Annotated in this window: 21 protein-coding genes and 1 pseudogene; 4 read left to right on the forward strand and 18 right to left on the reverse strand. The window is 57.2% G+C overall.

Going from position 1 to position 24306, the window contains the following annotated elements; translation table 11 throughout:
* Nucleotides 1–2: 2 nt before the first annotated feature.
* The 11 genes from NKJ90_RS30840 to NKJ90_RS30890 all read right to left on the reverse strand — a co-directional run bounded on the left by NKJ90_RS30840 (nt 3) and on the right by NKJ90_RS30890 (nt 13538).
* Nucleotides 3–1235, reverse strand: coding sequence for an ABC transporter permease (locus NKJ90_RS30840; protein WP_352487571.1), 1233 nt, complete (start codon nt 1233–1235; stop codon nt 3–5).
* A gap of 62 nt (nt 1236–1297) precedes the next feature.
* On the reverse strand, nt 1298–2359 hold the full coding sequence (locus NKJ90_RS30845) for an ABC transporter substrate-binding protein (RefSeq protein ID WP_352487572.1): 1062 nt from the start codon (nt 2357–2359) through the stop codon (nt 1298–1300).
* Nucleotides 2360–2472: 113 nt separating this feature from the next.
* Nucleotides 2473–3573, reverse strand: coding sequence for an ABC transporter ATP-binding protein (locus tag NKJ90_RS30850; protein WP_352487573.1), 1101 nt, complete (start codon nt 3571–3573; stop codon nt 2473–2475).
* Between the two features lie 800 nt (nt 3574–4373).
* Nucleotides 4374–4928: a sarcosine oxidase subunit gamma gene (locus NKJ90_RS30855; RefSeq protein ID WP_352487574.1), complete on the reverse strand. Its 555-nt coding sequence runs from the start codon at nt 4926–4928 to the stop codon at nt 4374–4376.
* On the reverse strand, nt 4921–7884 hold the full coding sequence (locus NKJ90_RS30860; RefSeq protein WP_352487575.1) for a sarcosine oxidase subunit alpha family protein: 2964 nt from the start codon (nt 7882–7884) through the stop codon (nt 4921–4923). The genes NKJ90_RS30855 and NKJ90_RS30860 overlap by 8 nt, the downstream gene beginning before the upstream one ends.
* Nucleotides 7881–8147 carry a sarcosine oxidase subunit delta gene (locus NKJ90_RS30865; protein WP_352487576.1) on the reverse strand — a complete coding sequence of 89 codons (267 nt, stop codon included), beginning with the start codon at nt 8145–8147 and terminating at the stop codon, nt 7881–7883. The genes NKJ90_RS30860 and NKJ90_RS30865 overlap by 4 nt, the downstream gene beginning before the upstream one ends.
* 8 nt (nt 8148–8155) lie before the next feature.
* Nucleotides 8156–9412 carry a sarcosine oxidase subunit beta family protein gene (locus NKJ90_RS30870; protein ID WP_352487577.1) on the reverse strand — a complete coding sequence of 419 codons (1257 nt, stop codon included), beginning with the start codon at nt 9410–9412 and terminating at the stop codon, nt 8156–8158.
* A 159-nt stretch (nt 9413–9571) separates the two neighbouring features.
* Nucleotides 9572–10660: an ABC transporter ATP-binding protein gene (locus tag NKJ90_RS30875; RefSeq protein ID WP_352487578.1), complete on the reverse strand. Its 1089-nt coding sequence runs from the start codon at nt 10658–10660 to the stop codon at nt 9572–9574.
* Between the two features lie 12 nt (nt 10661–10672).
* Nucleotides 10673–11494, reverse strand: a complete 822-nt coding sequence (locus NKJ90_RS30880) for an ABC transporter permease (RefSeq protein ID WP_352487579.1) — start codon at nt 11492–11494, stop codon at nt 10673–10675.
* A 10-nt stretch (nt 11495–11504) separates the two neighbouring features.
* Nucleotides 11505–12359, reverse strand: coding sequence for an ABC transporter permease (locus NKJ90_RS30885; protein ID WP_352487580.1), 855 nt, complete (start codon nt 12357–12359; stop codon nt 11505–11507).
* A 102-nt stretch (nt 12360–12461) separates the two neighbouring features.
* Nucleotides 12462–13538: an extracellular solute-binding protein gene (locus tag NKJ90_RS30890; RefSeq protein ID WP_352487581.1), complete on the reverse strand. Its 1077-nt coding sequence runs from the start codon at nt 13536–13538 to the stop codon at nt 12462–12464.
* A 284-nt stretch (nt 13539–13822) separates the two neighbouring features.
* Between NKJ90_RS30890 and NKJ90_RS30895 the strand changes: the two genes are divergently transcribed.
* A complete protein-coding gene (locus NKJ90_RS30895) occupies nt 13823–14449 on the forward strand; it encodes a GntR family transcriptional regulator (protein WP_352487582.1) in 627 nt (208 codons plus the stop codon).
* Between the two features lie 682 nt (nt 14450–15131).
* Here NKJ90_RS30895 and NKJ90_RS30900 read toward each other — a convergent pair.
* On the reverse strand, nt 15132–15965 hold the full coding sequence (locus tag NKJ90_RS30900; RefSeq protein WP_352487583.1) for a maleate cis-trans isomerase family protein: 834 nt from the start codon (nt 15963–15965) through the stop codon (nt 15132–15134).
* A 503-nt stretch (nt 15966–16468) separates the two neighbouring features.
* Here NKJ90_RS30900 and tnpA point away from each other — a divergent pair.
* Nucleotides 16469–16915, forward strand: coding sequence for an IS66-like element accessory protein TnpA (gene tnpA / locus NKJ90_RS30905; RefSeq protein WP_352487584.1), 447 nt, complete (start codon nt 16469–16471; stop codon nt 16913–16915).
* A gap of 129 nt (nt 16916–17044) precedes the next feature.
* On the opposite strand, the gene NKJ90_RS30910 is transcribed toward tnpA, so the two are convergent.
* Genes NKJ90_RS30910 through NKJ90_RS30920 form a run of 3 tightly spaced genes read right to left on the reverse strand, consistent with a single transcriptional unit; the run spans nt 17045 to nt 20207 of the window.
* Complete coding sequence (locus tag NKJ90_RS30910) at nt 17045–18058, reverse strand: tyrosine-type recombinase/integrase (RefSeq protein ID WP_352487585.1); 1014 nt, start codon at nt 18056–18058, stop codon at nt 17045–17047.
* Nucleotides 18055–18969: a tyrosine-type recombinase/integrase gene (locus NKJ90_RS30915; protein ID WP_352487587.1), complete on the reverse strand. Its 915-nt coding sequence runs from the start codon at nt 18967–18969 to the stop codon at nt 18055–18057. Before NKJ90_RS30915 ends, NKJ90_RS30910 begins: the two co-directional genes overlap by 4 nt.
* The gene (locus NKJ90_RS30920; protein ID WP_352487588.1) at nt 18963–20207 is read right to left on the reverse strand and encodes a site-specific integrase; all 1245 of its coding nucleotides are present in this window, start codon (nt 20205–20207) and stop codon (nt 18963–18965) included. The genes NKJ90_RS30915 and NKJ90_RS30920 overlap by 7 nt, the downstream gene beginning before the upstream one ends.
* Before the next feature lie 170 nt (nt 20208–20377).
* Between NKJ90_RS30920 and tnpB the strand changes: the two genes are divergently transcribed.
* Entirely contained in the window at nt 20378–20602 is a 225-nt protein-coding gene (tnpB, locus tag NKJ90_RS30925; protein WP_352487589.1) for an IS66 family insertion sequence element accessory protein TnpB, read from the forward strand.
* Between the two features lie 89 nt (nt 20603–20691).
* Here the strand turns inward: tnpB and NKJ90_RS30930 are convergent.
* The 3 genes and pseudogenes from NKJ90_RS30930 to eutB all read right to left on the reverse strand — a co-directional run.
* Nucleotides 20692–21150, reverse strand: a pseudogene (locus NKJ90_RS30930) (ornithine cyclodeaminase family protein); the annotation flags it as partial.
* 86 nt (nt 21151–21236) lie between these two features.
* Nucleotides 21237–21419, reverse strand: coding sequence for a hypothetical protein (locus tag NKJ90_RS30935; protein WP_352487590.1), 183 nt, complete (start codon nt 21417–21419; stop codon nt 21237–21239).
* Entirely contained in the window at nt 21412–22323 is a 912-nt protein-coding gene (gene eutB / locus NKJ90_RS30940; protein ID WP_352487591.1) for a hydroxyectoine utilization dehydratase EutB, read from the reverse strand. Before eutB ends, NKJ90_RS30935 begins: the two co-directional genes overlap by 8 nt.
* Before the next feature lie 475 nt (nt 22324–22798).
* Between eutB and NKJ90_RS30945 the strand changes: the two genes are divergently transcribed.
* A complete protein-coding gene (locus NKJ90_RS30945; RefSeq protein ID WP_352487592.1) occupies nt 22799–24100 on the forward strand; it encodes a M24 family metallopeptidase in 1302 nt (433 codons plus the stop codon).
* Nucleotides 24101–24306 lie beyond the last annotated feature (206 nt).

Here is a 24306-nt window from a genome sequence, read left to right on the forward strand (position 1 = left end):
TCCTATGCCTCCTGCATGACGTTCGTGGCTCTAAGACTGCTCAGCAAGAAAATGAGAGCTCCTACGACGGCAAGCAGGAGCACGCTAAGGGTGGCTGCAAGACCCCAATTCCCGAAGTTGCTGGCGTTTTGTGCGATATAGTAGCTCAACATTTGATCAGCAGGCCCGCCTAGAAGAGCAGGCGTGATATAAAATCCGAGTGTCACAATAAACACCAACAATATTCCGGCCCCCAGACCTGGAAAGCTAAGCGGGAGGTAGACTTCCCTGAAAGCCCGAAGCGGATGAGCCCCGAGCGTAGCCGCCGCGTTCATATATGCGCCCGGAATTTTCAACATGACGCTGTAGAGCGGAAGCACCATAAAGGGCAGCATCACATGAGTCATGGCAGCGTAAACGGCAAACCGATTGTAGATCAGGTCCAGAGGTTGGGACCACAGTCCCAGAAGTATTCCCATGTCGTTCACCAACCCGTGTTTTTGTAAAAGCACGAACCACGCAGTTGTTCGCACTAGCAAAGACGTCCAGAATGGAACAAGCACAAAGAGAATTAGTTTATTACGTAACGAATCTGATGCATGCGCAAGAAAGTATGCCAGCGGGTATCCAAGAATAACACACGCTGACGTAACGACGAACGTCATCCATAACGTTCTGGCGAGCACGTCGAGATAAAAGCCGCGGCCCTCGGAAGCAGATTCTGTATTGGACAATCCGAGCGCAATCCTAAAGTAGAACAGCGAATAGGCGCTCGATGCGTTGCGGAGAGCCAGCCAATATCGATTATCTGTCCAGCGTTGATCGATCTGGCTCAGCGCCCCTGCGGCATCGACCGTCGGGACACCAAACATCTTCTGGCCGGTTTTCGTCAGAAGAGATTGAAACCCGGGTATCGCATAGTTCAAGCGACTACCCGCTTGGCCCAAACTCCTATTGCTCACTGCTTGTTTGATGTCGGTAGCAAGGGCGGCGAATACCTCCTCGCTGGGCAGATCTGTCCCATCCCAGCGTTGAATTAGATCGGCGGTCTTTGGCAGCACAACAGAGACCTCAGGGTCTTCAATGCTCCTGGTCAGCATTATGGCAATTGGGATGACGAATATCAGCATGAGATACAAGAAGAGAGGCGCGACGAGCACGCTCCGGCGCGCCTCTCTCCTCCTCATTTCGCGGCGATAGCTAACGGCGGCCGATCCATTTAGATCGTTGGACATAGCTTTAGCAGTCACGGTCATCCAAATACTCCGGCAATGTCCAAAGCCGATCCTGTCTAGAGCGGGTAGGTCGCCCGCAGTTACTACTGAGCAACCCAGTTGTTGAAGCGCTGTGTCAGATCTTCCTGGTGATCGACCCAGAACTGCACGTCCATCGGAAAACCATTTTTAAGGTTTTCCGCGGTTGTCGGGAGTTCGGCATTGAGGCCCGAGGGGATGAGCTTTCCGGCGGCCACGACGGCAGGGCCATTGGCGACGCGTTTGGACACCTCAGCGATCAGTTCCGGTTTGGTAGCGTACTGAAGGAATTTGTAAGTATTATCAACGTTCGGAGCGCCCTTCGGCATGATCCACATTGACGTTTCCCAGCGAAACTGATTCCACACGGTCTTGATCTGTTTTTGATCCTCGCCGTGCGCTGCACTGTAAAGCCGGCCATTCCAGCCGACCGTCATTGCCACTTCTTTATCCGCGAGGAGCTGAACGGACTGTGCGCCGGTCTCCCACCAGACGATGTTTGGTTTCAGCTTTGACAGGCTTGCGAACGCCCGATCGACACCGTCTGGTGTGCTCAGCACCTCGTAGACATTGTCCATTGGCACGCCGTCTGCCAGCAACGCGAACTCAAGGGTTCCGTTGGGAGACTTGCGCATGGCGCGTTTGCCCGGCCATTTTTCCACATTCCAGAAGTCGGCCCAGGACTTTGGACCAGGTTCTGCCACCTGGTTTGTGTCGTAGGCAAAATTGACGGAATAGATGACATCGGGAATACCGCACTCGATCAGGCTTCCAGGAACGAAGTCATCCTTTGTCAGTTTGAGCCGGGCAAGATCAAAACGTTCAAGGAAATCCTGCTGGCAGCCGATGGCGGCGATCACAGACTCGCTCTCTGCCAGCTGCCAATTGTATGTCCCAGTGGTTGCCATGGCGCGGATTTTACCGACGTCACCGGAGAAAGCATCCGCGAGAACATTGATCCCTGTTTCCTTGGTGAAGGGCTCGTACACCTCTTTTCGCAAAGCCTCTTCAAATGTCCCGCCATACGTGGCGATGGTAAGATCATCGGCATTTGCGACCACGGTAGACCCTGCCAGTAATGCAACCAGTGAGAGAGCCGAGTACAGGTTGTTTGAGATACTGCGCATGCACTTCGCCTTTTCTTCCTTTGTGAATAGAACAATTTCCTATGCATGTTAGGCGCGCGTCGTCGGTCGAGCGTCCTTGCCAACGCTCGCCAACAATTGATGTGTGATCCTGCTTAGGCTCGAAGGACCCTGCAGTCCTGCGACCTCCATCCAACGACTAGGTCTTGCCCGACTTGGTACTCGAGCGCGCCGCTCGTTCTTGGAATTTTGACAAGAATCTCTACATTTCCTGCTACATCCAGCCTAAGTCTGGTCTGGTCACCCAGTGCGATGACTTCGTAAATGCGGGCAGGATATTTGTTGGCGAGATCCTCGGTTGGAGAGACTACGATGCACTCCGGACGGACCACCATAACGACATTCGCGTCCGGCTGAATGAGGCTCGGGCTAATTCCCTCGCCTTGGGAACCGTCATTAAGCTCTACCTGGCAGATCTCGCCTTGCGATCGGATAGCCGTGGCATTTATCTTATTATTATCGCCAACGAACGAAGCGACAAAGAGCGTCGCTGGCTCGTCATAAAGCTGCATGGGCGAGGCGATTTGCTGAATCCTGCCTTCGTTAAATACTGCGATTCGGTCAGCCATTGTGATCGCTTCACTCTGATCGTGCGTGACAAAGATCATGGTAACGCCTAGACGCTTGTGTATCTGGCGCAGCTCGAGCTGCATTTGTTCGCGAAGCCTCTTGTCCAGCGCGCCGAGCGGTTCATCGAAGAGAATGACAAGTGGCTTGAAAACAAGTGCGCGTGCAAGCGCGATGCGCTGCTGTTGACCACCTGAGAGCTGATCGGGTCTTCTCTCGCCCATCTGTGGATCGCGCAGATCGACCATCTCAAGCGCCGATTGCCCGAGCCTGTAGGCATCCTTCCTCGACATTCCCTGCATTCGAAGCGGGAAAATGATGTTCTCCATCACCGTCATGTGTGGGAAGAGCGAATAGTTTTGGAACACCATGCCAAACCTTCGCTTATGCGTTGGCGTGTCCTGCAGTGATCTCCCGGCCAAAGTAATGCTGCCACTAGATGGATGCTCGAAACCGGCGAGCATTCCGAGCGTTGTACTTTTTCCTGAACCTGAGGGTCCGAGTAAGGCAAGAAACTCGCCCTCGTAGATGTCCAGACACAGATCGCGAACGGCGAAGTTCTTTCCGTCATATGTCTTGCTAACCATATCGAACCTGATTAGCGGATCTCGATCGAGACCTTTGCTCAACTTCCGACCTCCCAGTGCAGCAGCGGGCAGTAGCCTCCTCAAGCCCCGCTCGTCATATTTACAACGCTAACATAGCAGTAGCTTGTGTACAAGATAGAGTCGGGTGCGGGGGCGAACTTTTCTTGGTCTCATGTGCGGGCGCGCAACTGATAAGGGATAGCCCTAGCCAGAATTGGCTGTTTCGGAGTAGCCGCGTCCCGATCTCGCCTAAAGGCGCGGATATTTGAGGAGTTATGTCGCCGACAAGCCCCCCTGTCCAAAGTGTTGGACCTAAGAAGGCTCGCAGATAGCGTCGCATGCCGGCAGCAAGAAGTTAATCGCGGGAGCAGCTTGTGCACAAGGAGACCGCTAATCTTTGCGAAACGAAGAGCGGCTTGAATTTAGAACCAGCTTGACTCTCAGGGCAGCCGGACCGGCACTATGATTTGGTGTTCGGATTCCGGGACAGTCAGGGTTGGGTCCTATTCCATGATGGGCCTCTTCAACGACCAACTAGCCGGATAGAGACACGCTGGAGGAGTGGGAGCAAATAATGCTGCCAAAATACGGCTGGTTTGGAACTCGAGGGCGGACAGAACAATTCGAGTTCCATGCTAGTTCGAGCTGGTTTAGGTCTAGGAGCGCGGATATCCAACGCGGCCTGAGTTTCGAACGTATTTGGGTCGCCTGTTGGCGGTTGGTTCTGTTGATCATATTTTATAGGTTGTTCTTCGCGCGGCGGTGGTGCCACGAGGCAGCGAGAAGCCAGTTGCATGAATGACAGATAGAGGACCATTGAAGCGTGACTTCCTTTCGCGATCTTACCCTTTTTCGGGCTTGGTTGCCCCCTCAGCAGTGAGATGATCAGCCAAAAAGCTGGTCAGCGACGTTGCAAACGTCGTTGGGATGAAGACTGTGAACTGGTCGGGGCCATGGCGGTCGATAAGGACGCCGACATGGTGAATGGCGGTCTGCGCGAAATGTCCAACCGGGAAGGCGGCGTCGGCAAAGTCGATAGCAGTTACACGACTGAAAAGCCCGCTGACGCCGGGTCCTTCGAGCGTCAGGCATACTCGCGCGTCCGAGAGATCGAGGACGGCCAGATCGACTACGCTTTGCAAGCCGAGAGCGGTATCCGACCGGATCAGCGCCCGGTCGGGCGCAATGCGCCAAACTATAGTCCGCCCGCGGCGGACCGATGAGCAGAAGTCACCTGGCAGCGCCAGCCCCTCTGCCCAAAGCGCATCGTTTGCCTTCCTCTCGAAATCTTCCCATCCGGCAAGTTGCATCAGATATCCCAATTCAACTTCGTTGATGGTGACAGCCAGGTGGTCGCTAGTTGTGCCGTTTACCGGGAGCGCGTATTTCTCAACCATTTTGACGATGTCCTTCGGGGTCGAAGAAATGATGGGAGACCACTTTCCCTTGTAGCGTTTGGTTGCCCACGAAATCGACCACTTGGATCGTCTCGCCAAATCGCTCTGGTCCCCGTGACAGGAGCGCGAGGGCAATGTTCATTTTCAGCGCCGGAGAGTAGGTTACCGAAGAAACCCACCCCTCCCCATGGCCCTTGGTGGGAGCATTCAGTGCGTACAAAAGGGAGCCCGCCCGCGTGCTTGAGTCTCCGACGATTTCCAGCCCCACCAACGAAGGTCGTGCTGGATCTTCGAGCACCGGACGTTTTCGCAACACGGAGCCGACGAATGGCTTCTTGCTCGAAGCAAAGCCTTCAAGACCCAGATCCTTCAGGGTTGTGCGCCCTTCGATTTCTGAGCCCGTTATGTGACCCTTCTCGATACGAAGCGCGCCCATTGCTTCGAGACCGTAGGGCTTGAGATTATATGGAGCGCCGGCCGCAATAAGAGCTTCCCAAATTTGACGGCCACGTTTGGCCGGAACGTAAAGCTCGTAGGCAAGTTCACCCGAGAAGCTCATGCGATGCAGGCGGCAAGGCACTTCAGCAATTGTGACGTCTGCAAAATGATTATTCGGGAGGGCCTCGTTGCTCAGTTCTGCACCGGTGAGGGCAGTCAGAAGAGCCCGAGATTTCGGACCGGCGATGGCGATCGTAGACCACTTATCTGTGACCGACGTGACATGCACCTTGAGATCGCGCCACGCGGTTTGAAGCAGGTATTCTGCCCTCGCAAGTACATTCGCGGCGTTCGCAGTTGTGGTCGTCATGAAATAGTCATGTTCGCCCAGGCGCGTTGTGGCCCCGTCGTCAAAGACGAAGCCGTCCTCGCGCAGCATGATGCCGTAGCGCAGTTTTCCAATCGGAAGTGTCTTGAAGCCATTCACGTATATTCGATTGAGGAACTCTGCGGCGTCGGGTCCCTGCACCGCGATTTTACCCAGCGTAGAAACGTCTACGATGCCGATATGCTCGCGCACGTGCGCGGCTTCGCGAATATAGGCGTCGTTGATGTCTTCACCTCTGGACGGGTAGTACCAGGGCCGCAGCCAGGCGCCTGTCTCGATCATGACCGCACCGTTATCTTGATGCCAGCCATGTATGGTCGTAAGCCTGGTCGGACGAAAATTGAGCCCATGGTCATGGCCGACGACGGCGCCAATCGTCACCGGAGTATAGGGCGGGCGGAAGGTCGTCGTGCCGACGGAGGGAATGGCGAGCCCGCGAAGTTCTGCCATGCGGGCGAGCGCATTGAGGTTCGAAGTCTTGCCTTGGTCGGCTGCCATGCCAGAGGTGGTATAGCGCTTGAGATGTTCGACCGAGACGTAGCCCTCGAGATGGGCCTGATCGATATCTGCAAGTTTGACATCGTGTTGGAAATCTACGAACGCCTTACCAGGGGTGCGGCCATTCGCCTTGGCAATGATTGTCATCGGCGCAAGGTTGCGGCCCCAGTGATCAGCGTGGCCAAATAGCGCGGGTTCCTTCCCGATGGCTCCGCCAGCTTTATGGCCCTGTGAGAGTGTATCCCTGAGCGACGGAGAGCCGATAAGCGATCCGACGCAGCTGAAGGTCCCTTTTTCAGCCGGCGGAAGAAACGCGTCCAGCTCCTCGTTGTATTCTGGCTTTCCAAATCGCTGGCTCCAAAGGTGCAGCGCCGGAGTCCAGCCGCCGGATACGGTGACGAGATCGCAAGCAATCCGAGTAGCGTTGCCCTTTATTTTTCCTCCCGGGCTGATGCGAACGACGTGCGCAGCCTTCACGCTTTTGCCTCCAGACACTTTGAGGACCGCATGACCGGATCGCAGATCAATTCCCGCTTTTCTTGCGCTCTCGACGAATTGCGGCGGCGCTTCCTGTCGGAGGTCGCAGATCGTTACTTTAGCTCCAGCCTTTGAAAGTTCGATGGCAGCAGTGTACGCGCTATCATTGTTCGTTGCGATGACAACGCGCTCGCCGGCAAGAACGGCATACCGGTTGAGGTAGCTGCGAACAGCTGATGTGAGCATTACCCCGGGCACGTCATTTCCGGCAAAAACCATTGGGCGTTCGATGGCTCCGGTAGCCAAAATCGCCCGTTTTGCTCGCACCACCCAATATCGCTGCCGCGGTTTTCCCTCCTCAGGTGCAAGCACGTGGTCCTGAACGCGCTCCACGAGTCCGAACACCTCGCAGTCATAAGCACCAAACGCCGTCGTTCGCGTCAGAATTCGAACCTTCGGAAGGTCGCTCAGCTCAGAACGCGCCTGAGCAAGCCATGTATCGGATGGTGCGCCGACCGGTTCGCTGAGAAGGGATCCGCCGAGCTCGCGGTCCTGCTCCACCAAAAAGACGCTATCGCCCTTGCGGCCAGCTGCAAGGGCGGCCGAAATGCCAGCGGGACCTGCACCAAGTATTAGAAGATCGCAGAAAGCATTGATCTTCTCGTAGTGGTCAGGGTCCGGAAGAGTCGGCGCCTGACCCATGCCGGCAGCCTTGCGGATGAAATGCTCGCAGAACATCCAGAACTTCGTCCCCCTAAAAGGGCCGATGAAAGTCTTGTAGTAGAAGCCCGCGCCGAAAAAGCGCGACAGCAGGCCGTTGACAGCTCCTACATCGAATTGGAGACTTGGCCAGGCGTTCTGTGGCGTCGATACGAGACCATCGAAGGCTTCCACCATCGTTGCCTGTGCATTGGGTTCGTGGCGATCACCACTGCGGAGATGCACCAGGGCGTTCGGCTCTTCAACGCCCGCTGCGACCACACCGCGCGGGCGATGGTATTTGAAGCTCCGCCCAATAATCTGCTGCCCGCCGGCTAGCAAAGCGGATGCCAGAGTGTCGCCAGGATATGCTGGCAGAGACTTGCCGTCGAATTTAACGGTAAGCTCACGGGAGCGATCGATCCGCCCCCCAGTCTTGAGGCGCCGCGCTGTCATGCTGCCACCTCACGAGCCAGAGCCGAACCAAAAATCTCATGCGTGAGCGTATCTCGATCGACGACAATCCACTGCCTGCAACCGCTCACGTGATGCCAATATTCCTTGTGCGGTCCTCGCAGATTGTCGCGGATGAACACATAGTCATGCCAGACCTTTTGATCGGTCTCGTCCATATCCGGGCGGCGAACACTTGCATCTTCGCCATAATTAAACTCGGTTTCGTCCCGCAGTCCGCAAACAGGGCAAGGGATTCTCAACATGATGAACCTCAATGAGCTTTCGGATACGGGCCAGCGCCCGCCTCGTCGATTTGGTAGCCACGCTCGAAGCGCTCTAGGGTGAATGCCGCATTGTCGGGATGCGGCTCGCCCTTCGCGATCGTCCATGCGAAACAGTAGCCGGAGGCCGGTATCGCTTTGAACCCGCCGTAGTTCCAGCCCCCGGTTAACCAGAGCCCTTCGACCGGCATCTTGCCGATGATGGGCGAACCATCCATAGTCATGTCCATCACCCCGGCCCATTGGCGCAGCAGTCGTAAGCGCGAGATCGAGGGGATGAGGGCTTTGGCGCTTTGGAGCGTGTGTTCAACTATAGGGAGCCCCCCGCGCTGGGCATACGAGTTGAATCCATCGAGATCGCCGCCCAGTACCAAGCCGCCCTTGTCGGATTGGCTGATGTAGAAATGCGCTCCACCATAGACGATGACATGGTCTACGAGCGGCTTCAGCGGTTCTGTGACGAAAGCTTGGAGAACATGCGTTTCGATAGGCAAACGAAGCCCGGCTTTTGCCGCCAAATGGCTGGTATGACCAGCCACCGCCAAGGCGACCTTTTTCGCGCGAATCGGGCCGCGTGTCGTCTCGACGCCAACGATCTTCTGGTTGTCCCAGATGTAGTTGGTTACCTCGCACTGCTGAATGATGTCGACACCCTGTTTGTCTGCTCCACGTGCGTACCCCCATGCGACCGCATCGTGACGCGCTGTACCCGCGCGAGGCTGAAGAAATGCCCCGTATATCGGGAACCGCGCCGTGGGTGAGTAGTCGAGGAAAGGCAGCCGCTTCATTATTTGCGCGCGGTCGAAAAATTCGGCCTCAATGCCGTTAGCTAGCATGACATTGGCGCGGCGCCGTAGACCTTCCGCCTGACCGGGCGAGTGGAAGACAAAATAGTAGCCGCGCCGTGAAAGCATTACATTGTAGTTCAAGTCTTGACTGAGGTTGTCCCATAGCCGCATCGACCGATCGTAGAATGCCGAGTTGCCGGGCATCATATAATTCGAGCGTACGATCGTGGTGTTTCGGCCCGTGTTGCCGCCACCTAGCCAACCTTTTTCAAGCACAGCGACGTTGCGGATGCCATGCTCCTTGGCCAGATAGTAAGCTGTTGCGAGGCCATGGCCGCCGGCGCCGACAATGACCACGTCGTAGCTTGGCTTCGGTGCCGGATCGCGCCAGGCACGGGACCAGTGCCTGTTGCCAGTCAGGCCATGACGCAATATGGCAAGGGCTGAATAATGGCTCATGCGACTCCTCGTTTATGTAATTCTCGCGGCTCTGGCGAAAGCGGGCAATATTTTAAATAAGTTTGGTCTGGTTTCAACGTGTCGATCGACAGCAACCAACCGCGATCGCAAAGCTCGGTTCCGTCCAAGATTTCCTACCTTGCGAGGCTATCTGCTTCTTTACGATCCGCTTGGGACTACGATGCAGTCCTGCGGGAGGAAAGTTATTGCAACTTCCTGGCCGGATTGCTCAAGGGCCTGCCCATAGTACTTTTCAGTCACGGTAAGCAGTTGACCGCCTGCGATTTCGACCACCAAATGAAGATCGGCCCCAAGGTGGGCGACGTCCCTTATTGTGCCGCCCATCTCGTTGACGGGCGAGTCTTCCGACGATTCAATGGCTGCACCAATTCGAATGCGTTCAGGCCTGACACAGACGTCAAACATGCCGTCATTCCGGCTGCTGTCGGGCATGTGCACGAACATCCGGGTACCGCCGTTGGCTTTGAGTTCAGCGATGCCTTTCACGCTCCTCGTGAGCTGACCGGTGAACCAGTTTGAGCGGCCAATGAACTCGGCGACAAAGCGCGTCTTTGGATTGGCATAGATGTCCGTCGGCGGCCCTTGCTGCATGATCTTTCCGGCACTCATGACAATGACGCTGTCGCCCAGGCTCATGGCTTCTTCCTGGTCATGGGTGACGACGATCGTCGTGGCGTTCACGGCAGAAAGAATTGCCTTCAGCTCGAACCGCAGTTCCTGGCGCAATTTCGCGTCAAGGGCCGATAGCGGTTCATCGAGCAAAACAACCTCGGGGTTTGTGGCCAATGCCCGGGCAAGCGCCACGCGTTGCTGCTGACCGCCGCTCAATTGGCCGGGCCGCCGATCCTCAAACCCCTTCAGTCTGACCAACGACAACATTTCGGCGACGCGATCCGGGATCTTTGCCTTTTCAAAGTTGCGATGCTTCAATCCATAGGCGACGTTCTCGGCGACCGTCATGTGCGGAAACAGTGCATAGTCCTGAAACAAAAGGCCAACGTTGCGCTCGTAGGGCCGTCGGCCCTTCATATCGACGCCGGAGAACATGACGGCGCCCTCATTGGCATTCTCAAACCCAGCGATCAGCCGCAAGGTCGTTGTCTTGCCGCATCCGCTAGGGCCGAGCAGCGAAAGAATCTGTCCCTTCTCAACGGTGAGTGAGACGTTTTCGACCGCGACGAACCCTCCATAGCGCTTGGTGACATGCGAGAGTTCAAGAACACTCATTTCAGAAACCTCCTATGCCCTGAAAACGCCCTTGCCGATCAGTCGGTCGAGGCCGATTGTTCGGTCAAGGACGAGGATCAGGGCGAAGGTGAATATCATCAACAGAACAGCAGCTGCGGCGATCGTTAGATCAAAGTTCGTTCGCATCATGCTCACCATCGCGACAGGCAGGGTGTACGTGTCTGGCGATGTGAGGAACAAACTCACCGCAACATCGTCCATGGAGAAGGCGAACGCGAAGACCGCTCCCGCGACGATGCCGGTGCGGGCGAGCGGAAAGGTGATGTCCCAGAACGCCCGACGTTCGGTGGCGCCAAGGCTCATGGCAGCTTCAGTCAAGATTTTCCGGATTCCAACCAGGCCCGCAAGCGTCGTGCGGACCGTATAGGGAAACGTGATGATGATGTGCCCGCCGAGCAACCGCGTGAACCCGTCGAATACACCGATGTTGGCGAAAAACAGCAGGAGCGCAAAACCGATCACGACGGCAGGAACGATGAGCGGCGACAGGAAAAGCGATTCCAGGACCTGCTTGCCCGGACCCGCATAGCGGTCGAGGGCAATAGCGGCGCTGACGCCTGCCGTTGTGGAGACGATGGTTGTGATGAGTGCCAACCGGAGACTGGTTGCCAATCCGGTTAGATAGTAGTCGTCAGAAAAGAAATGCTTGTACCAGCGAAGGGAGTATTCCGGCGGTGGAAACCGGCCCAGATACTCCCGGGCATCGAACGACATCGTCACGGCAACGGCGATTGGAAAAATGAGGAACACCAATACAACGACGATGTTGGCGACGCTCAGCCAGGCTGCGGCATTATCGACATAGCGTTTCATAGGACCAGCCTTACCTGAGGTTGCCGTATCGCTTCGACACAATCCACGTTATTCCATAGATTGTACTCAGCGCCACGGTAAGCATGGTGATCGCGACGGCGGATCCGCTTGGATAGTCGGCGATCTCGCTGAAGCGTGAATATATGAGGTTGGAGACAAACAGCACCTTGCCTTTCCCGAGAATCATCGGGACGACGAAAGCGCTGAGGCACAGTGTAAAGCAAATCATGAAAGCCGACAGCAGTCCGGGCATGCAGAGCGGCAGGGTTATCGAAAGGTGCGACCTTAGCCGCGACGCACCAAGTACTTGCGATGCGTCGATTAGTCTAGGGTTCAGATTTTGAATGGTTCCCAACAATGTAATAGCCGAAATCGGGATCAAATAGTGTAACAGACCGAAAATAACGACCAATTCTGTATAGAAACGACCATTCGCCGACACATTCAGGAGACCCGACAGGAGCTGACCATAGCCGGTTGGCCCGAATGTCAGTTGGAGAGCATTGACGCGCACCAACGTACTCAGGAACATCATGCCTATGAGGAAGCCAATGGCGAGCTTCCTTAGCAGGGGCGAAGGCTGCGTGGCGACAGCGTAAGCAATCGGAAACGCGACGACGAGGGCGATCAGCGATGATAGAACACCGAATTTGAACGTTTCGGCAAAATACCTCAGATAGGATGGCGTCAGGATCTCAGCGTAGTTAAACAACGTATAGGGGGCATCCTTGGCCGAGCCGATCCGGCCCGGTTCGTAAAGGCGAAAACTCTCGTCGAGAACATTCACGAGCGGGAAGAGCAGAAAGCCCAGGAATAGGGCGAATCCGGGCAGCAGTAACAGCGCGGAGCTACGTGAAGACTTCATCAGCAGGTTCCAGTCCCATTGCGATCGACAAAAAGCCGTCGGGCGCAGATTGGCGCCCGACGCCAGTGCTTCATGGGAAGATTATTAAGTTAGGAAACGACGTCACAAAAGCTGGACGATGTCCTGCTCCCAGCGCTTGTTCCAACCATCGAGTTCCTTGCCAAGGTGATCCCAATCCGGCACGACCACAAATTCTTTAATTTCCTCAGGGGAGAAGTGAAGATATTCGAGGGTTTGTTTCGCCTTTGTGTTGACGGGGACTTCGCCCACATCCTTGCCATAGCGTTCGCTGGCTTCCTTGCTGATCATGTAGTTGGCAAAGTCAAATGCAAGTTTCTTGTTTTTCGAGCTCTTCAAAATCACCCACCCCGACACGAACAGAAACGTTTTCAAATCCTTGTTCGTCTTAGTCAATGGGACGGCCTTTACGCCCTTGATCCCCGAGAACGTGCCCTGGTCGATGCAGGTCACCGAGGTTTCGCCAGTATCCAGTGATGTGATCAGGTCCGAGGTGGTCGCCGCTACGCGCCCGATGTTGCCGGACTTCGCGAGTTCCTTTAGGAATCCCCACCCTGGCTCCAAGTTGAATTGATCGCCGCCGCGGACCATCGCCAAGGCAACGACCTGCAGGTTTGTGTTCAAGGTTGGGTTTGGCCAGAGAATTTGGCCTTTCAGCTTCGGGTTCAACAGGTCTTCGATCGACTTGATCTCGATCGGGCACTTTTCGGGAACGTAGGTGAAAAAGATCCCGCTCGATCCGCGCGGAACCACCTTCCAATTGCCGTTAGCGTCTTTAGGGATAAGTCCTTCGGGGACATCCGCAAGGTTCGGGCAGTCTTGGAGGGTGACGGTTTCCGCCCAATCTTCTCGGATCATCGATTGGAAGACGGGACTCCAATTATCGACAACGTCGTAGGGTGGATTTGGCCATGCCGCCTTGATCTTTGGCAAAATCGACGCCGCTCCGCCGGCATGCAGTGTCCAGTCGATCGAAGCCTTGCCCCATTCGGCTGCGAGCGCCTTGGAGTGGTCGACAAAGGGCGGGCCCCACTCAACCACGGATAGTGACTCCGCTGCTCGAGCCTTGCCAATAAACGGTGCGGTCAATTGCGCTGCGGCTAGCGCCGCACCCCCGGCAAAGCTCGTCTTGATGAAGTTCCTTCGCGAGAATTTTGTCATTTGCTATTCCCCTGTTTGGACGCTTCTGAATTTGGTCCTTGCGATGGCTCCAGTTGCATGACTATGTTCGCATGGGCGGAGCACCACCTATATACAGCTACGATGCAGCTTTTGTCAATGAGAGATTCCGCTCTCGCGCCGCGTACAGACGGCACGTTCTAGAGGACCAGGGGATTAATCATTGTCATGTAGTCGATGACGTATTTCCGCCAAGAGACAGACGGAGCTAAATTGGAACTATGAATAGACCCGCTAAGCTAAGTGCCGATCAACGCCAGCGATCTATGTATGAGATTATTCGGCAGCGGATTAGCATATTACATTATCCACCTGGCATGATGATCAATGAGACGCAACTCGCCACGGAGTTCGGCGTCAGTCGGACGCCACTACGGCGGGTGCTCCAACAGCTCAGTTATGAAGGGCTACTTGAGATTCGCAATGGAGTAGGCACGCGCGTCACCGACATCGATATGAAGACATTCAAGGACATTTATGACCTCCGGATTCTTCTTGCGGAGACGATGGGATCATTGTCCCCGAACTGGGTCACGGATCGGCACCGGGAGGCCCTCGATGAACTCATCGCGCGAGCCGAGGATCTTCGCGGTCGGCGGGACATTGAGGGCTATGCGCATCTGGCTAACGACCTTTCAGCTCTGATTTGTGATCTCATTGGCAGCGCACCGATGCGCGAAATTACCGACCTGCTGTACTACCGGGTCGCCCGGATCTGGTATACGTTCCTGCCTAATCTTGACTGGGACGACGTTGTGGAAGAGCTGTTGGGCGAATTGAAAGGCCTTTCGGCCGCTCTGGCGTCCAGCGACCTTGGCACGTTCGGCAAGGTGAGGGCGACGTATCTACGCTGGATGCTGAAGAAAGTCAGCCGCTATATTTCGAGCGATTGACCCCCATGCGACGGCTCAAGCCCCAAGCGCAAAGAGAAGCGAGTGAACGCGGAACGGCCCGAGAGAGGTGCTGGAGAGGAGAGCGAGATACCAATGTGTTTCACGACCTGGGAGCCATGGTTCGGCAGCTTCGGGACTCTCGACGAGATCGCACGAAACGATCTTCCCCATCGCCCTTTCGGGCGAAAGCGTTGTTCGCGCTCCTTTCATCTGTCTCGGGTCGCCGGCAATGCGGCAGGCTTTTTCTAAGCGGAACTCGGTGTGCCCTTATTCGCAGAAAACCGATGCACGAAATGACGGACTACTTTACTGCCGGGTCGCGCGGATCTGGTAGACGGTCTCGCCGAATCTTGGCTCTTACGACTTCGTAGAAGAGCTTTTGGGCGAAAGGCTCGGTATTCTGATGATGCAAGCGGACGTCGACGGCGAGGTCCGGCAGCGTGACAATGCCCTGCATGATTGTTGCCGTCCTTGACAACACAACGATATGAGCGCGCTACTCAAGCGTAGGAATCTTGCCCATGGTCGTTCTATTCCATGGGCAAGCGGATTTGATTCAGACTTAAACGGTAGCTGGGTTAGATCGGCCCCGACGCCTACGGTTTGCCTGATCTTGGGTCAAGTTCTCCGAGATAGATCGCTTCGCATTATTGTCGCTTTTCGCGAGATTGTAGCGGGGTTTTCAGTGCTCGCGCAGCAGGCGTCCGTACCCGTCGAACTGATCGCTGATTCCTGCCAGGCGCAGGCAGTTCCACATCATCCCCTGGTTACTGGTAATCACAGGCTTACCGGTGTCTTGCTCTATCTGGTCAATAACATCAATGGCGCGGAAGCCACCGCAGCTCAAGAAGATCGCATCTGCGTCCGGTTGATCGATCGCCTTGGCGAACTGACGAATGTATGCCGGTGTTACCCTTGTAATATCCTTGTCGTAAACCAGATTTAGCCCCTGAACATTCAGGAGCTCGAAACCGCTCTTTTGCATGTATTGCGCAACGACCGACGTTACGTCGTCAGTGTAGGGCGTGCCCATCACGATCTTTTGGGCTGATAGGGCGCGAAGCCCCTCGACAACACCGGTCAGGAGCGTCGTCGCCTGCCTCTCAGGGTTGGCCCGCTTCAATTCACGAACGACTGCTTCTTCGCCCATTACAGCGGTCCCCGACGTGCAGGCATAGCAGATTACGGGAACCTCGAATTCCGGCATCAAGTCCGCCGCAGATGCCGCCAATCCGCTTTCCATCGCTGCTAGGTTTTCTACGGTGCAGCCTATCGGCATGTGCGAACGGGTGAAGTGGACACAGACGCCTTCCGGCGCCATGCGCATCATGTCTTCTTCAATCAGGTGGTCACTTGAAATCAGGACAAAGCCGATCCTAGTGCGCCATGCACGCCCATTGTCGAACTCTGGTACCCATTTCTCCGAGGCAACTGTCAGAGCCATGTGGTTTCTCGCCGCTTCCGCCATTTGCATCACCCTCTTATTTGTTTGATGGATGCCGTGCGTCTCGCTCACGGTCTTGTCAGCGTGGACAGTAAGCTCCCCTCGAGTAAAATACAAGCTATATACAGCTAAAAGTTAGGGTTAGGAAAGGACCGGGGGCGGCGCCTTTGTTTTCGATTCCTATCCCGGGTGTCATCCCGAAGAGACGGAGTATGCCTACGGTCGCGAAATGCGAGCGCCGTTGTCACTAGCGATTTCGAATTCCCGGACTACCTTTTGATGCCGGACGAAGATCCGGAACGCAGGCAACTCGCGTCGCAGAATTTCCGACTCCCTTTGCGGATAGGCTCGGCCCATCTTGGCTCGGGTATAGTTGATTTGAGCGTTGGCGGCATTTCTTGATTGTCGCAGGCGGCGATCCGAACATGTTAAGCCAACTGGCGCGCTGGGGATTGCCACTTTACTGGGAAATAGCTTCCTTCATCTCCACTAGTTCGAGGTAAGCGCTGTCCCGGCGGCACCTTTCGCGCGTGGATGTAAGGGACGATGTTCGAGGCCTTTGAGGGCTTCGACATATGACGATTTCAGAGTTTACGCTTAAGTCCAGGGACGAGGAGCCGGTCCGTCGGCTGGAGATCTTCACTGGTTCGGGTCGGCGGCGTGAGTGGCCGCCGGAGGAGAAGGCTCGGATGGTGGCGGAGAGCTACGAGGCGGGCGAGACGGTTTGTGCTGTGGCACGCCGGTATGGACTTTCCCCGCAGCAATTGTTCACCTGGCGTCGGGCTGCTCGCCGGCCGATAGAGGAGGCAGCGATATCGGAATCCATGTTCGTGGCGGCGGTGGTGACGGCGGCGCCTCCGGAGCCTGCGGCGAAGTATCCGCCACAGTCAAGGAAGCGGGATCCGGCTCGAGGCGCTGCTGTGATCGAGCTCGAGATCGACGGCATCGCAATGAGGATGGGTCGTAGGGCGGATTCGAAGACGGTTGCAGGGGTGATCCGTGCGCTGAGGGCAACATCGTGATCGGGCCAATGGGAGCGGTCAAGGTCATGGTGGCGACGAAGCCGGTCGACTTCCGCAATTATGTGGAGCGCCGGATTATGCGCAGTCCGCAGCGGCAATTCCTTGCCGCCTGCGGTATTTGAGCAGCGATCACTCGACATAATCTGCCGATCGGCTGACGGACTTGAGCATGGCCAGCAGCTTATCGGGAGAGCGGAAGCGACCCGACTTGAGCGACGGCGGCGCCATCGCGGCGAGCGCCTCGAGCTTCTCGGTCGGATCGGCCCGCAGGTAGATTTCCGTACTTTGGAGGCTGGCATGACCGAGCCAGAGCAAGACTTTGCGGACATCCCGGGTCGCCTGCAGCGTGTGCATGGCACAGGTGTGGCGCAAGACGTGGGGAGTGACGCGCTTGTCGGCAATGGACGGTTGCTTCCGCGCCGCGGTGGCAACGTGCTTGGCCAGGATATATTCGAATCCGGACCGGGTCATCGCGCGTCCCGTCGCATTGAGAAAGAGCTCGGCGTCGCCACTCGCCGGGCGGACCGCCAGCCAAGCCTTCAATGCCGCTGCGGTCTCCTTCCACAGGGGCAGCACGCGCTCGCGGCGTCCTTTGCCCATGACGTGGATGCTGGCGACCGTCTGGCGGTCGATCTGGTCGATGCGGAGGCTGACGAGTTCGGACACGCGCAGCCCGGCAGCGAAGGCCAGATGCAGCATCGCCCGATCGCGGATGCCGGAGACCTGACGCGGGTCCGGCGCGTCGAGCAGAGCCTGCATCTCGTCGCGGCTGAGATGACTGACGAGGGCCTCGTCGACCTTCTTCATCGGGATCGCCCGGATCCGGCGTGCCTGATCCAGACAGGACGGGAGCCTATACTCGAGGAAGCGGAAGAAGGCTTTGATGGCGGCAAGACGGACGTTGCGGGTGCGCGCCGAGTTGCCGCGTCCTTCCTCCATGTGTTCCAGGAAGGAGAGGATGAGCGACGGATCGAGCTGCTCAATCTCGATGCCGGATGGGGTGGTCCGCAGTCGGGCAGCCGCGAAGCAGAGCAGCAACTGAAAGCTGTAGGCGTAGGCCGCGCAGGTGTGCGGGCTCGCTCGCCTCTCGTGCGGCAGATGCTCGCGCAGGAAGGCGGTGAGATGCGGAGCCAGCGCGGTCATGAGACGGCTCCTTGGTGCAAGGCCTCGCCGGCCGCCGCGATCTGCCTCATCAGGATCGGTGTTGCCTGCAGGTACCAATAGGTGTCGGTGACGTGGGCATGGCCGAGGTAGGTGCTGAGGGCAACGATATGACGGCCGACGGCATCGCGATCGTGCCGGCACTGCTCCAGTGAGCGTACGGCAAAGGTGTGCCGTAGATCATGAATACAGGGGCCCCGTTGGCCGGGGCCTCCTCGCAGGCCGATCGAGCGCGCGAGCTGGAGAAAGTTGGCGATCACGGTACTGTAGGCCGGCGATGCGCCCGCGGCGGAAACGAATAGCGCATTGTTCAATGTACCGAGCCGGCGGCGTGCAGCCAAATACCGGTCCAAAGCGTCGCATGTCGTGCCGTGGAGCGGCAGCAAGCGGCTCTTGTGGAACTTGGTCTGTCGGATGATCAGGCCATCGGCGGTCAGGTCATCGAGCTGAAGCGAGAGGGCTTCGGAAATGCGCATGCCGGTGGCGGCAATCAAGCCGAACAGGGTCTCGTACATTAACGGCCGGATCGAACCTGCCGGCTTCAGGCGGGCAGCCGCCTGCATCAGCGCGGCGATCTCGTCCGCGCTGTAGATATGCGGAATCCGTCGCTCCAACGGGCTGCGGCCCAGAGCGTCAGCGGGCGGGATCTCATGACGCCGATCCTCGGCCGACAGCGCCAGCGCAAAGCGGCGGACCGTCAGGAGTCGGTTGCGGCGCTGCTGTGGCGAAGACGCAAGCCTCGCCCATTCGAGCACGCGGGCAGCTTGGAGATGTCGGTCGTCGTGTCGCTCGGCGAAGGCAACAAAGCTCTTCAACAGCGTGTTCTGCACGCGGAACCTGAAGCCCAGCCTATGCTGCAGTTCCACATAGCGTGCGAGATCCTGGCTCAGCATGACGCACTCCCCGGCCAGGGCTGGGCAACCCGAAGCAACATGTCGACGTCAACCTTTGCGTAGTGGGCGGTGGTGTCGACCGACCGATGGCGCAGCACGGTTCCAATCAGGTCCAGCGTGGCGCCGGCCCGCAGCATGCTGGTTGCTGCCGAATGCCGCAGAAGATGGGCGCCTCGGGACGGAGCGTGGTCGATGCCGGCCCTCGCGAGCGCAAGGCTGACGATGCTCGAGACACTCGCGCTCACCAATGGCCGAAACGGTGCAACGGTCCGCAGGAAAATCTGCTCACAGGCGGCAGGCGGACGGGCGTCTCGCAGATAGCCGATAATCGCGTCGCCAGCGTCCTGGGGCAGCGGAAGCTGGACCTCGCGGCGTCCTTTGCCGCGGACACGCAAGGTTCCCTCGCGCCAGTCAATGTCGTCGAGGCGCATTCCCGAAATGTCGCCGGCGCGCAGGCCGAGACGTGCAAGTGGCAGAAGCACCGCGCGGTCGCGGATGCCCATTGGCGTCGTAACGTCGCACGACGCAATGACCCGCTCAACTTCCGCCGGGGAGATGTAGCGCGGCAAGGCCGACAACCGCCATTGCGGCACCGTCGGGATCGCATGATCAAGCCCCGGCCGGCATAGGCCTTGGGTTGCCAAATATCTGAGGTAGCCCCGCAGCGCCATCGTCATTGTCTTGAGGTAAGCTGGCGAAGTTCGCTTGCCTTCATCCAGGATCGCTTGCCGAATAAGACCGGCATCGTAGTGCCTTGGATCGGCACCCAAAGCCGGAAGCAGCCGCATGACCATTCGGCCATGGCGACCGATTGTGCGCTCAGAAATGCCCCGGTGCCGTCTCAGCCAAATCTGGAATGCAAGGACTTGGTCGTCGTGGGCACGCGGCTCATCCTGCGTCAATGGCGTAACGACCTCGCATTCCGCCAGAAAGCTCACGAACCGCCGCGTCCGGTTCACGTATTTGGCGGACAGGCGATCGGCTCGTCGAATGCCGGGACAGCGGCATCGATGTCGCGCAAAGCGGCGAACCGTATCCTCGTTGATCTCCGCGACAGCGATCTTGGCGCTTTGCAGCCAATGTCCGAAGTGACGAGCCGAGGCTTCGTAGCCTGACACCGTCAGGCGGGTGTGTCCCAGGCTCAACAATCGGCTCGTGAACGCTTCTACGAACGGTCGCAAGGCGCCCGGGTCCATCAATCGCGTGCATTCAAGCAGAACTTCCTTCGACTTTGACAATGTGGTCTCCTCTCGAGGTCAAATGACGTCGAGAGACGACAACAATTATGCCGAGCAAGAAAGCAGATAGAGCGCTCTAACACATTGGAATCAACGGACGAATTGGCCTTGGTTGCTGCGGACTCCGCATAATCCGGCGCGCCACATAACCGTTCTCGAGCGCGGTCTACGTGTTCCGGGCCAACCGGGCCGACCGCATCAAGTTCGTCTACTTCGACGGCACGGGCGTATGCTTGTTCGCCAAGCGGCTGGAGGATGGCAAGTTCTGCTGGCCGGGCATTACCGATGGTGTCGTGCGACTGACGGCGGCACAGTTGCAGGCACTCCTGGAAGGCCTTGATTGGCGGCGGGTGCACGAGACGCGTGAGATGCGTGTTCCAACGACGGCGAGCTGACCATCGGTGGCCACGGTTCTTGCGGCAATGGCGGGTCGGAGTTCACCCTGCCGCCGGCATTGCGCCAAGCTGTCGCAAATGAATCGGCTGGCGGCGGGGATCACGTCGGGAGCAATCTCCGTTTTGTAAACCGCATCGGTTCCCATTGCTGTCACGTGTTGGCCACGCCTCAGCTGCGCCCCATGGATCAATGGGATCTGAGAAGGGGTCGTGGTCACAACGATGTCAGCTGCGGCCATCACGTCGTCGATGGTCCCAGTCCGCACGTCTATACCCAGCTTTTGCTGGCAATCGTCGGCGCATTGCCGTGCATTCTTCGGATCGCGCCCCCAAATGACAGCTTCGTGGATATCGCGAACAAGGGCAAGGGCCTCCAACTGCAGGCGAGCTTGTGTGCCGGTTCCTAGTATGCCCGCGACACGCGACTCAGGTCGCGAAAGCCATTTGGCTGCGACCGCGCCAGCGGCTGCCGTGCGTATGTCGGTCAGATACCCGTTATCGAGATGGATTGCTTCGACCATTCCCGTGCGGGCGGCAAACAGTATCATCAGGCCGCTCACGCTTGGTAGTCCGAGTTTCGGATTATCGAAGTGCCGGGGCTCATTTTGATCGCGAAACTCTCAATGCCCGGCACTTACGCGGTTTTCACGTCCACTTCGCCGTTGTATTCGGCAACATGAAAGCTGAGAATCGGAGGCATCACAACGTCCCGTGTCGCGAGAAGTTTGAACGCTTTCTCGACGCATTCCACCGTGTCGAGATCAAGAGCCAGGACTCGGCGCAACTCAGCCTCCGTAAGGATCTTGATATCAGGCATTTTCCGCTCCTCCTTCTGCAGCTCCCACTCCTCCTTCTGCAGCATCCGCAATGTCGCCGACGTCGCCGTCGATGAGTCGCTTGTGCAGCGCCATGTCGAGATTGCAGCCCGTGATAAGGGAGACACAGATGCCAGGCTTACTAATTTTTCCTGCGAGGAGTGCGGCGATGCCGACGCTTCCCGATCCTTCGATAACTTGTCTATCTGACCAGTAGGAATGGCGAACCGCGTTCGCGATTTCTCTCTCCGTCACTGTGATCAATTCGTCAGCGAGACTGCGAACCATATCGAACGTGTAGCGATTGTTGAGCCCAATGCCGCCGCCGAGCGCATCGGCGAGTGTGGGCAGTTCCTCCACCACAATTGGCTTGCCCGCGCGCTGGCTCTCGATCATTGCGGCACCCCGTTCCATCGAGATGCCTACGACACGAATCGATGGGTTCGCGGATTTCAACGCAAGCGCGACACCAGCGAAGAGACCGCCACCCGACAATGGGATCAAGACCGTCTCGACTCCGGGACAATCCGCAAGAATCTCCAGACCTAAGGTTCCCCGACCAGCGATGACGTCAGGATAGTCAAAAGGAGGCAACATGATCATGCCCTCTGCCTCGACAAGGCGGTCGACCTCAATCTGGGCATCATCTTGACACCGGCCGACAATCAGAACCTCGGCACCATGCGACCGAACGCCTTCGATTTTGTTCGAAGGCACCAGTTCAGACATACAGATGATGCATTGAACGCCTGCTTCGTGGGCCGCATAGGCTAGGCCGCGTCCGTGATTGCCGGTCGAAACGCCGACCACACCGCGGGCACGCTCGGCATCCTTCAGTCTCAGAACAGCGTTTGTTGCTCCCCGCAGCTTGAAGCTTCCGGTTGTCTGAAGATGCTCCAGTTTCAAATGAACTGTTCCTCCAGTCAGGGTCCGACAACGATGGTGAAACGATCATCGGGGTCCGTCTCACTCTCCCATCAATACGTTTTCGAGTTCTGTAGATATCTCGAAGGCAGATCGTATTCGTCATGCGGCATCCTCGAAGGCATCTGACGAACGAACGCGAAATGGATGCCGCTCACGAAACGTTCGCGAGGCAATGGCCGCCATTTTTCGGGCGACTATGCACATAAAGTTGCTCCCACATGATGGTTCTGTCGCCGGCGCGAAAAGACATGGTGCGTTGCCCCGGTCCGGCAGCCCGTTCGTCGCAATGGCCACACAGAGGACAGGCAAAACAGCGGCCTCTCCTCCGGTCATGTCGCAAGTCGAATTTTAGCTGTATATAGCTTGTGTTTTCATTTGGTCAAAGTTATCATTCCCCTATTGGCGTCACTCCGGCGCGGTCAACGGAGTCGGGCAGAAACTAGAGGGAATGCAGATGGGACGCGGCGAGAACATCCTCGCCAAGGCGACCGACCACCCCGAAGCTTATGCGATCTTCGCAACTTGCGGTACCTGGGCGGCATCGGCGATCAGTTGGCGGGCTAGGCTGCCTGCTACGCGAATCCCCGAAGGAAAAACAATCATGATGCGAGCCAACCTTATACCGCGATCAGAATTCGATGCGCGGATGAACAAGGTCAAACAAGCCCTTGCTCAACGTGGAATGGATGTTGGGATTGTCACGAGCGCGGAGAATATTTTTTACCTCACTGGATTGGATCACCAAGGCTACTTCGGGCCTCACGCCCTCGCTGTACGCCCAGATGGCGAGGCGCTCCTGTTTGCCCGAGCACACGAACAAACGACCGTAAATCGCCAGGTCGAGAATTCCCGTTTCGTAGGATATCCCGATACAGCTTCACCCGGGGCCTTCATCGCAGAACATCTAAAGAGTATGGGTCTCGGAGATGCGACGATAGGGATTCAGGTTGAAAGCCTTGGATTTCCGCCGGCGTTTGACGCTGCCGTTCGCGCTGGACTGCCGGCGGTCCAGTGGTCCGACATTTCTGGGCTTGTGGAGCGGTTCCGCTTGGTGAAGTCCAAGAATGAGGTGTTTGCTATTCGAAAAGCCGCCGCCGTCTCCGACGCGTGTATGGAGACGGCGCTTTCAGTCGCAAAAGTGGGCATTAACGAGCAGGTTATCGCAGCCGAGGTCCATAAACGGATGTTCGAAATCGGCGGTGAGTACGTCGGCTTCGGTCCCTTCATTCGGTCCGGGGAGCGGCTGCCCTATGAACACGAGGTATGGACCGACCGCGTCATCGGTGAGGGGGAGCAGCTTTTCGTGGAGATGGCCGGGTGTGTCGGTCGTTACCACGCGCCTATGGGAAGGTTGGCATTCGCAGGGAAGGCGCCCGCGGGCACGCACGAACTAGCGGAAATCTGCATTGCAGCACAGGGCCGTGTTCTCGAGGCGATGCGGCCGGGCGCCACCGGCGCCGATGCCTACAATGCTTGGCAGTCCGTCATCGACGAAGCTGGATTGGCGCATTATCGCCGACATCATTGCGGCTACGCCGTAGGTATCGCGTTCCCGCCGACGTGGACTGGCGGCATCGGTGTCGTCAGCATGCATCCCGAAAGCGATCTGGTCCTGGAATGCAATATGGTATTCCACCAATTATCCTGGTTGCTCGGCTGCGGCCGAGGAGACTACTTCGTTTCGGACACGGTGTTGGTGGGTGAAAGTGGAGGCGAACGTCTAACCACGGCAGCACGCGATGTCGTGATATTGTGATCGGACCAAGTACACGCAAGAAACAGGCATTTGTATAGAAAATGTTAGCTGCTGCGCATACGGCAGCATGGGCAGGGAAGGTGTTCGCTTTGCCTACGAGGAGATGACTCAGCCAAAGGTCGTTTGCATCAACCGCGGTTAACTCCGGACCCAAAATACGACGTTGGCATAGCGGAGAAGCTCCATTTGTGACAGCAAAAGTCGAC

The sequence above is a fragment of the Mesorhizobium sp. M0051 genome (genome assembly GCF_040323235.1).
GTDB lineage: Bacteria > Pseudomonadota > Alphaproteobacteria > Rhizobiales > Rhizobiaceae > Mesorhizobium.

Excerpts from the sequence above, each read along its gene's own strand:
- NKJ90_RS30840 (WP_352487571.1), bottom strand. The coding sequence starts at position 1,235 with ATGACCGTGACTGCTAAAGCTATGTCCAACGATCTAAATGGATCGGCC.
- NKJ90_RS30935 (WP_352487590.1), bottom strand. The coding sequence starts at position 21,419 with ATGCCTGATATCAAGATCCTTACGGAGGCTGAGTTGCGCCGAGTCCTG.
- NKJ90_RS30870 (WP_352487577.1), bottom strand. The coding sequence starts at position 9,412 with ATGAGCCATTATTCAGCCCTTGCCATATTGCGTCATGGCCTGACTGGC.
- tnpA (WP_352487584.1), top strand. The coding sequence starts at position 16,469 with ATGACGATTTCAGAGTTTACGCTTAAGTCCAGGGACGAGGAGCCGGTC.
- NKJ90_RS30875 (WP_352487578.1), bottom strand. The coding sequence starts at position 10,660 with ATGAGTGTTCTTGAACTCTCGCATGTCACCAAGCGCTATGGAGGGTTC.
- NKJ90_RS30910 (WP_352487585.1), bottom strand. The coding sequence starts at position 18,058 with ATGACCGCGCTGGCTCCGCATCTCACCGCCTTCCTGCGCGAGCATCTG.
- NKJ90_RS30860 (WP_352487575.1), bottom strand. The coding sequence starts at position 7,884 with ATGACAGCGCGGCGCCTCAAGACTGGGGGGCGGATCGATCGCTCCCGT.
- NKJ90_RS30845 (WP_352487572.1), bottom strand. The coding sequence starts at position 2,359 with ATGCGCAGTATCTCAAACAACCTGTACTCGGCTCTCTCACTGGTTGCA.
- NKJ90_RS30855 (WP_352487574.1), bottom strand. The coding sequence starts at position 4,928 with ATGGTTGAGAAATACGCGCTCCCGGTAAACGGCACAACTAGCGACCAC.
- NKJ90_RS30880 (WP_352487579.1), bottom strand. The coding sequence starts at position 11,494 with ATGAAACGCTATGTCGATAATGCCGCAGCCTGGCTGAGCGTCGCCAAC.
- NKJ90_RS30915 (WP_352487587.1), bottom strand. The coding sequence starts at position 18,969 with ATGCTGAGCCAGGATCTCGCACGCTATGTGGAACTGCAGCATAGGCTG.
- NKJ90_RS30945 (WP_352487592.1), top strand. The coding sequence starts at position 22,799 with ATGGGACGCGGCGAGAACATCCTCGCCAAGGCGACCGACCACCCCGAA.
- NKJ90_RS30865 (WP_352487576.1), bottom strand. The coding sequence starts at position 8,147 with ATGTTGAGAATCCCTTGCCCTGTTTGCGGACTGCGGGACGAAACCGAG.
- NKJ90_RS30885 (WP_352487580.1), bottom strand. The coding sequence starts at position 12,359 with ATGAAGTCTTCACGTAGCTCCGCGCTGTTACTGCTGCCCGGATTCGCC.
- NKJ90_RS30890 (WP_352487581.1), bottom strand. The coding sequence starts at position 13,538 with ATGACAAAATTCTCGCGAAGGAACTTCATCAAGACGAGCTTTGCCGGG.
- NKJ90_RS30895 (WP_352487582.1), top strand. The coding sequence starts at position 13,823 with ATGTATGAGATTATTCGGCAGCGGATTAGCATATTACATTATCCACCT.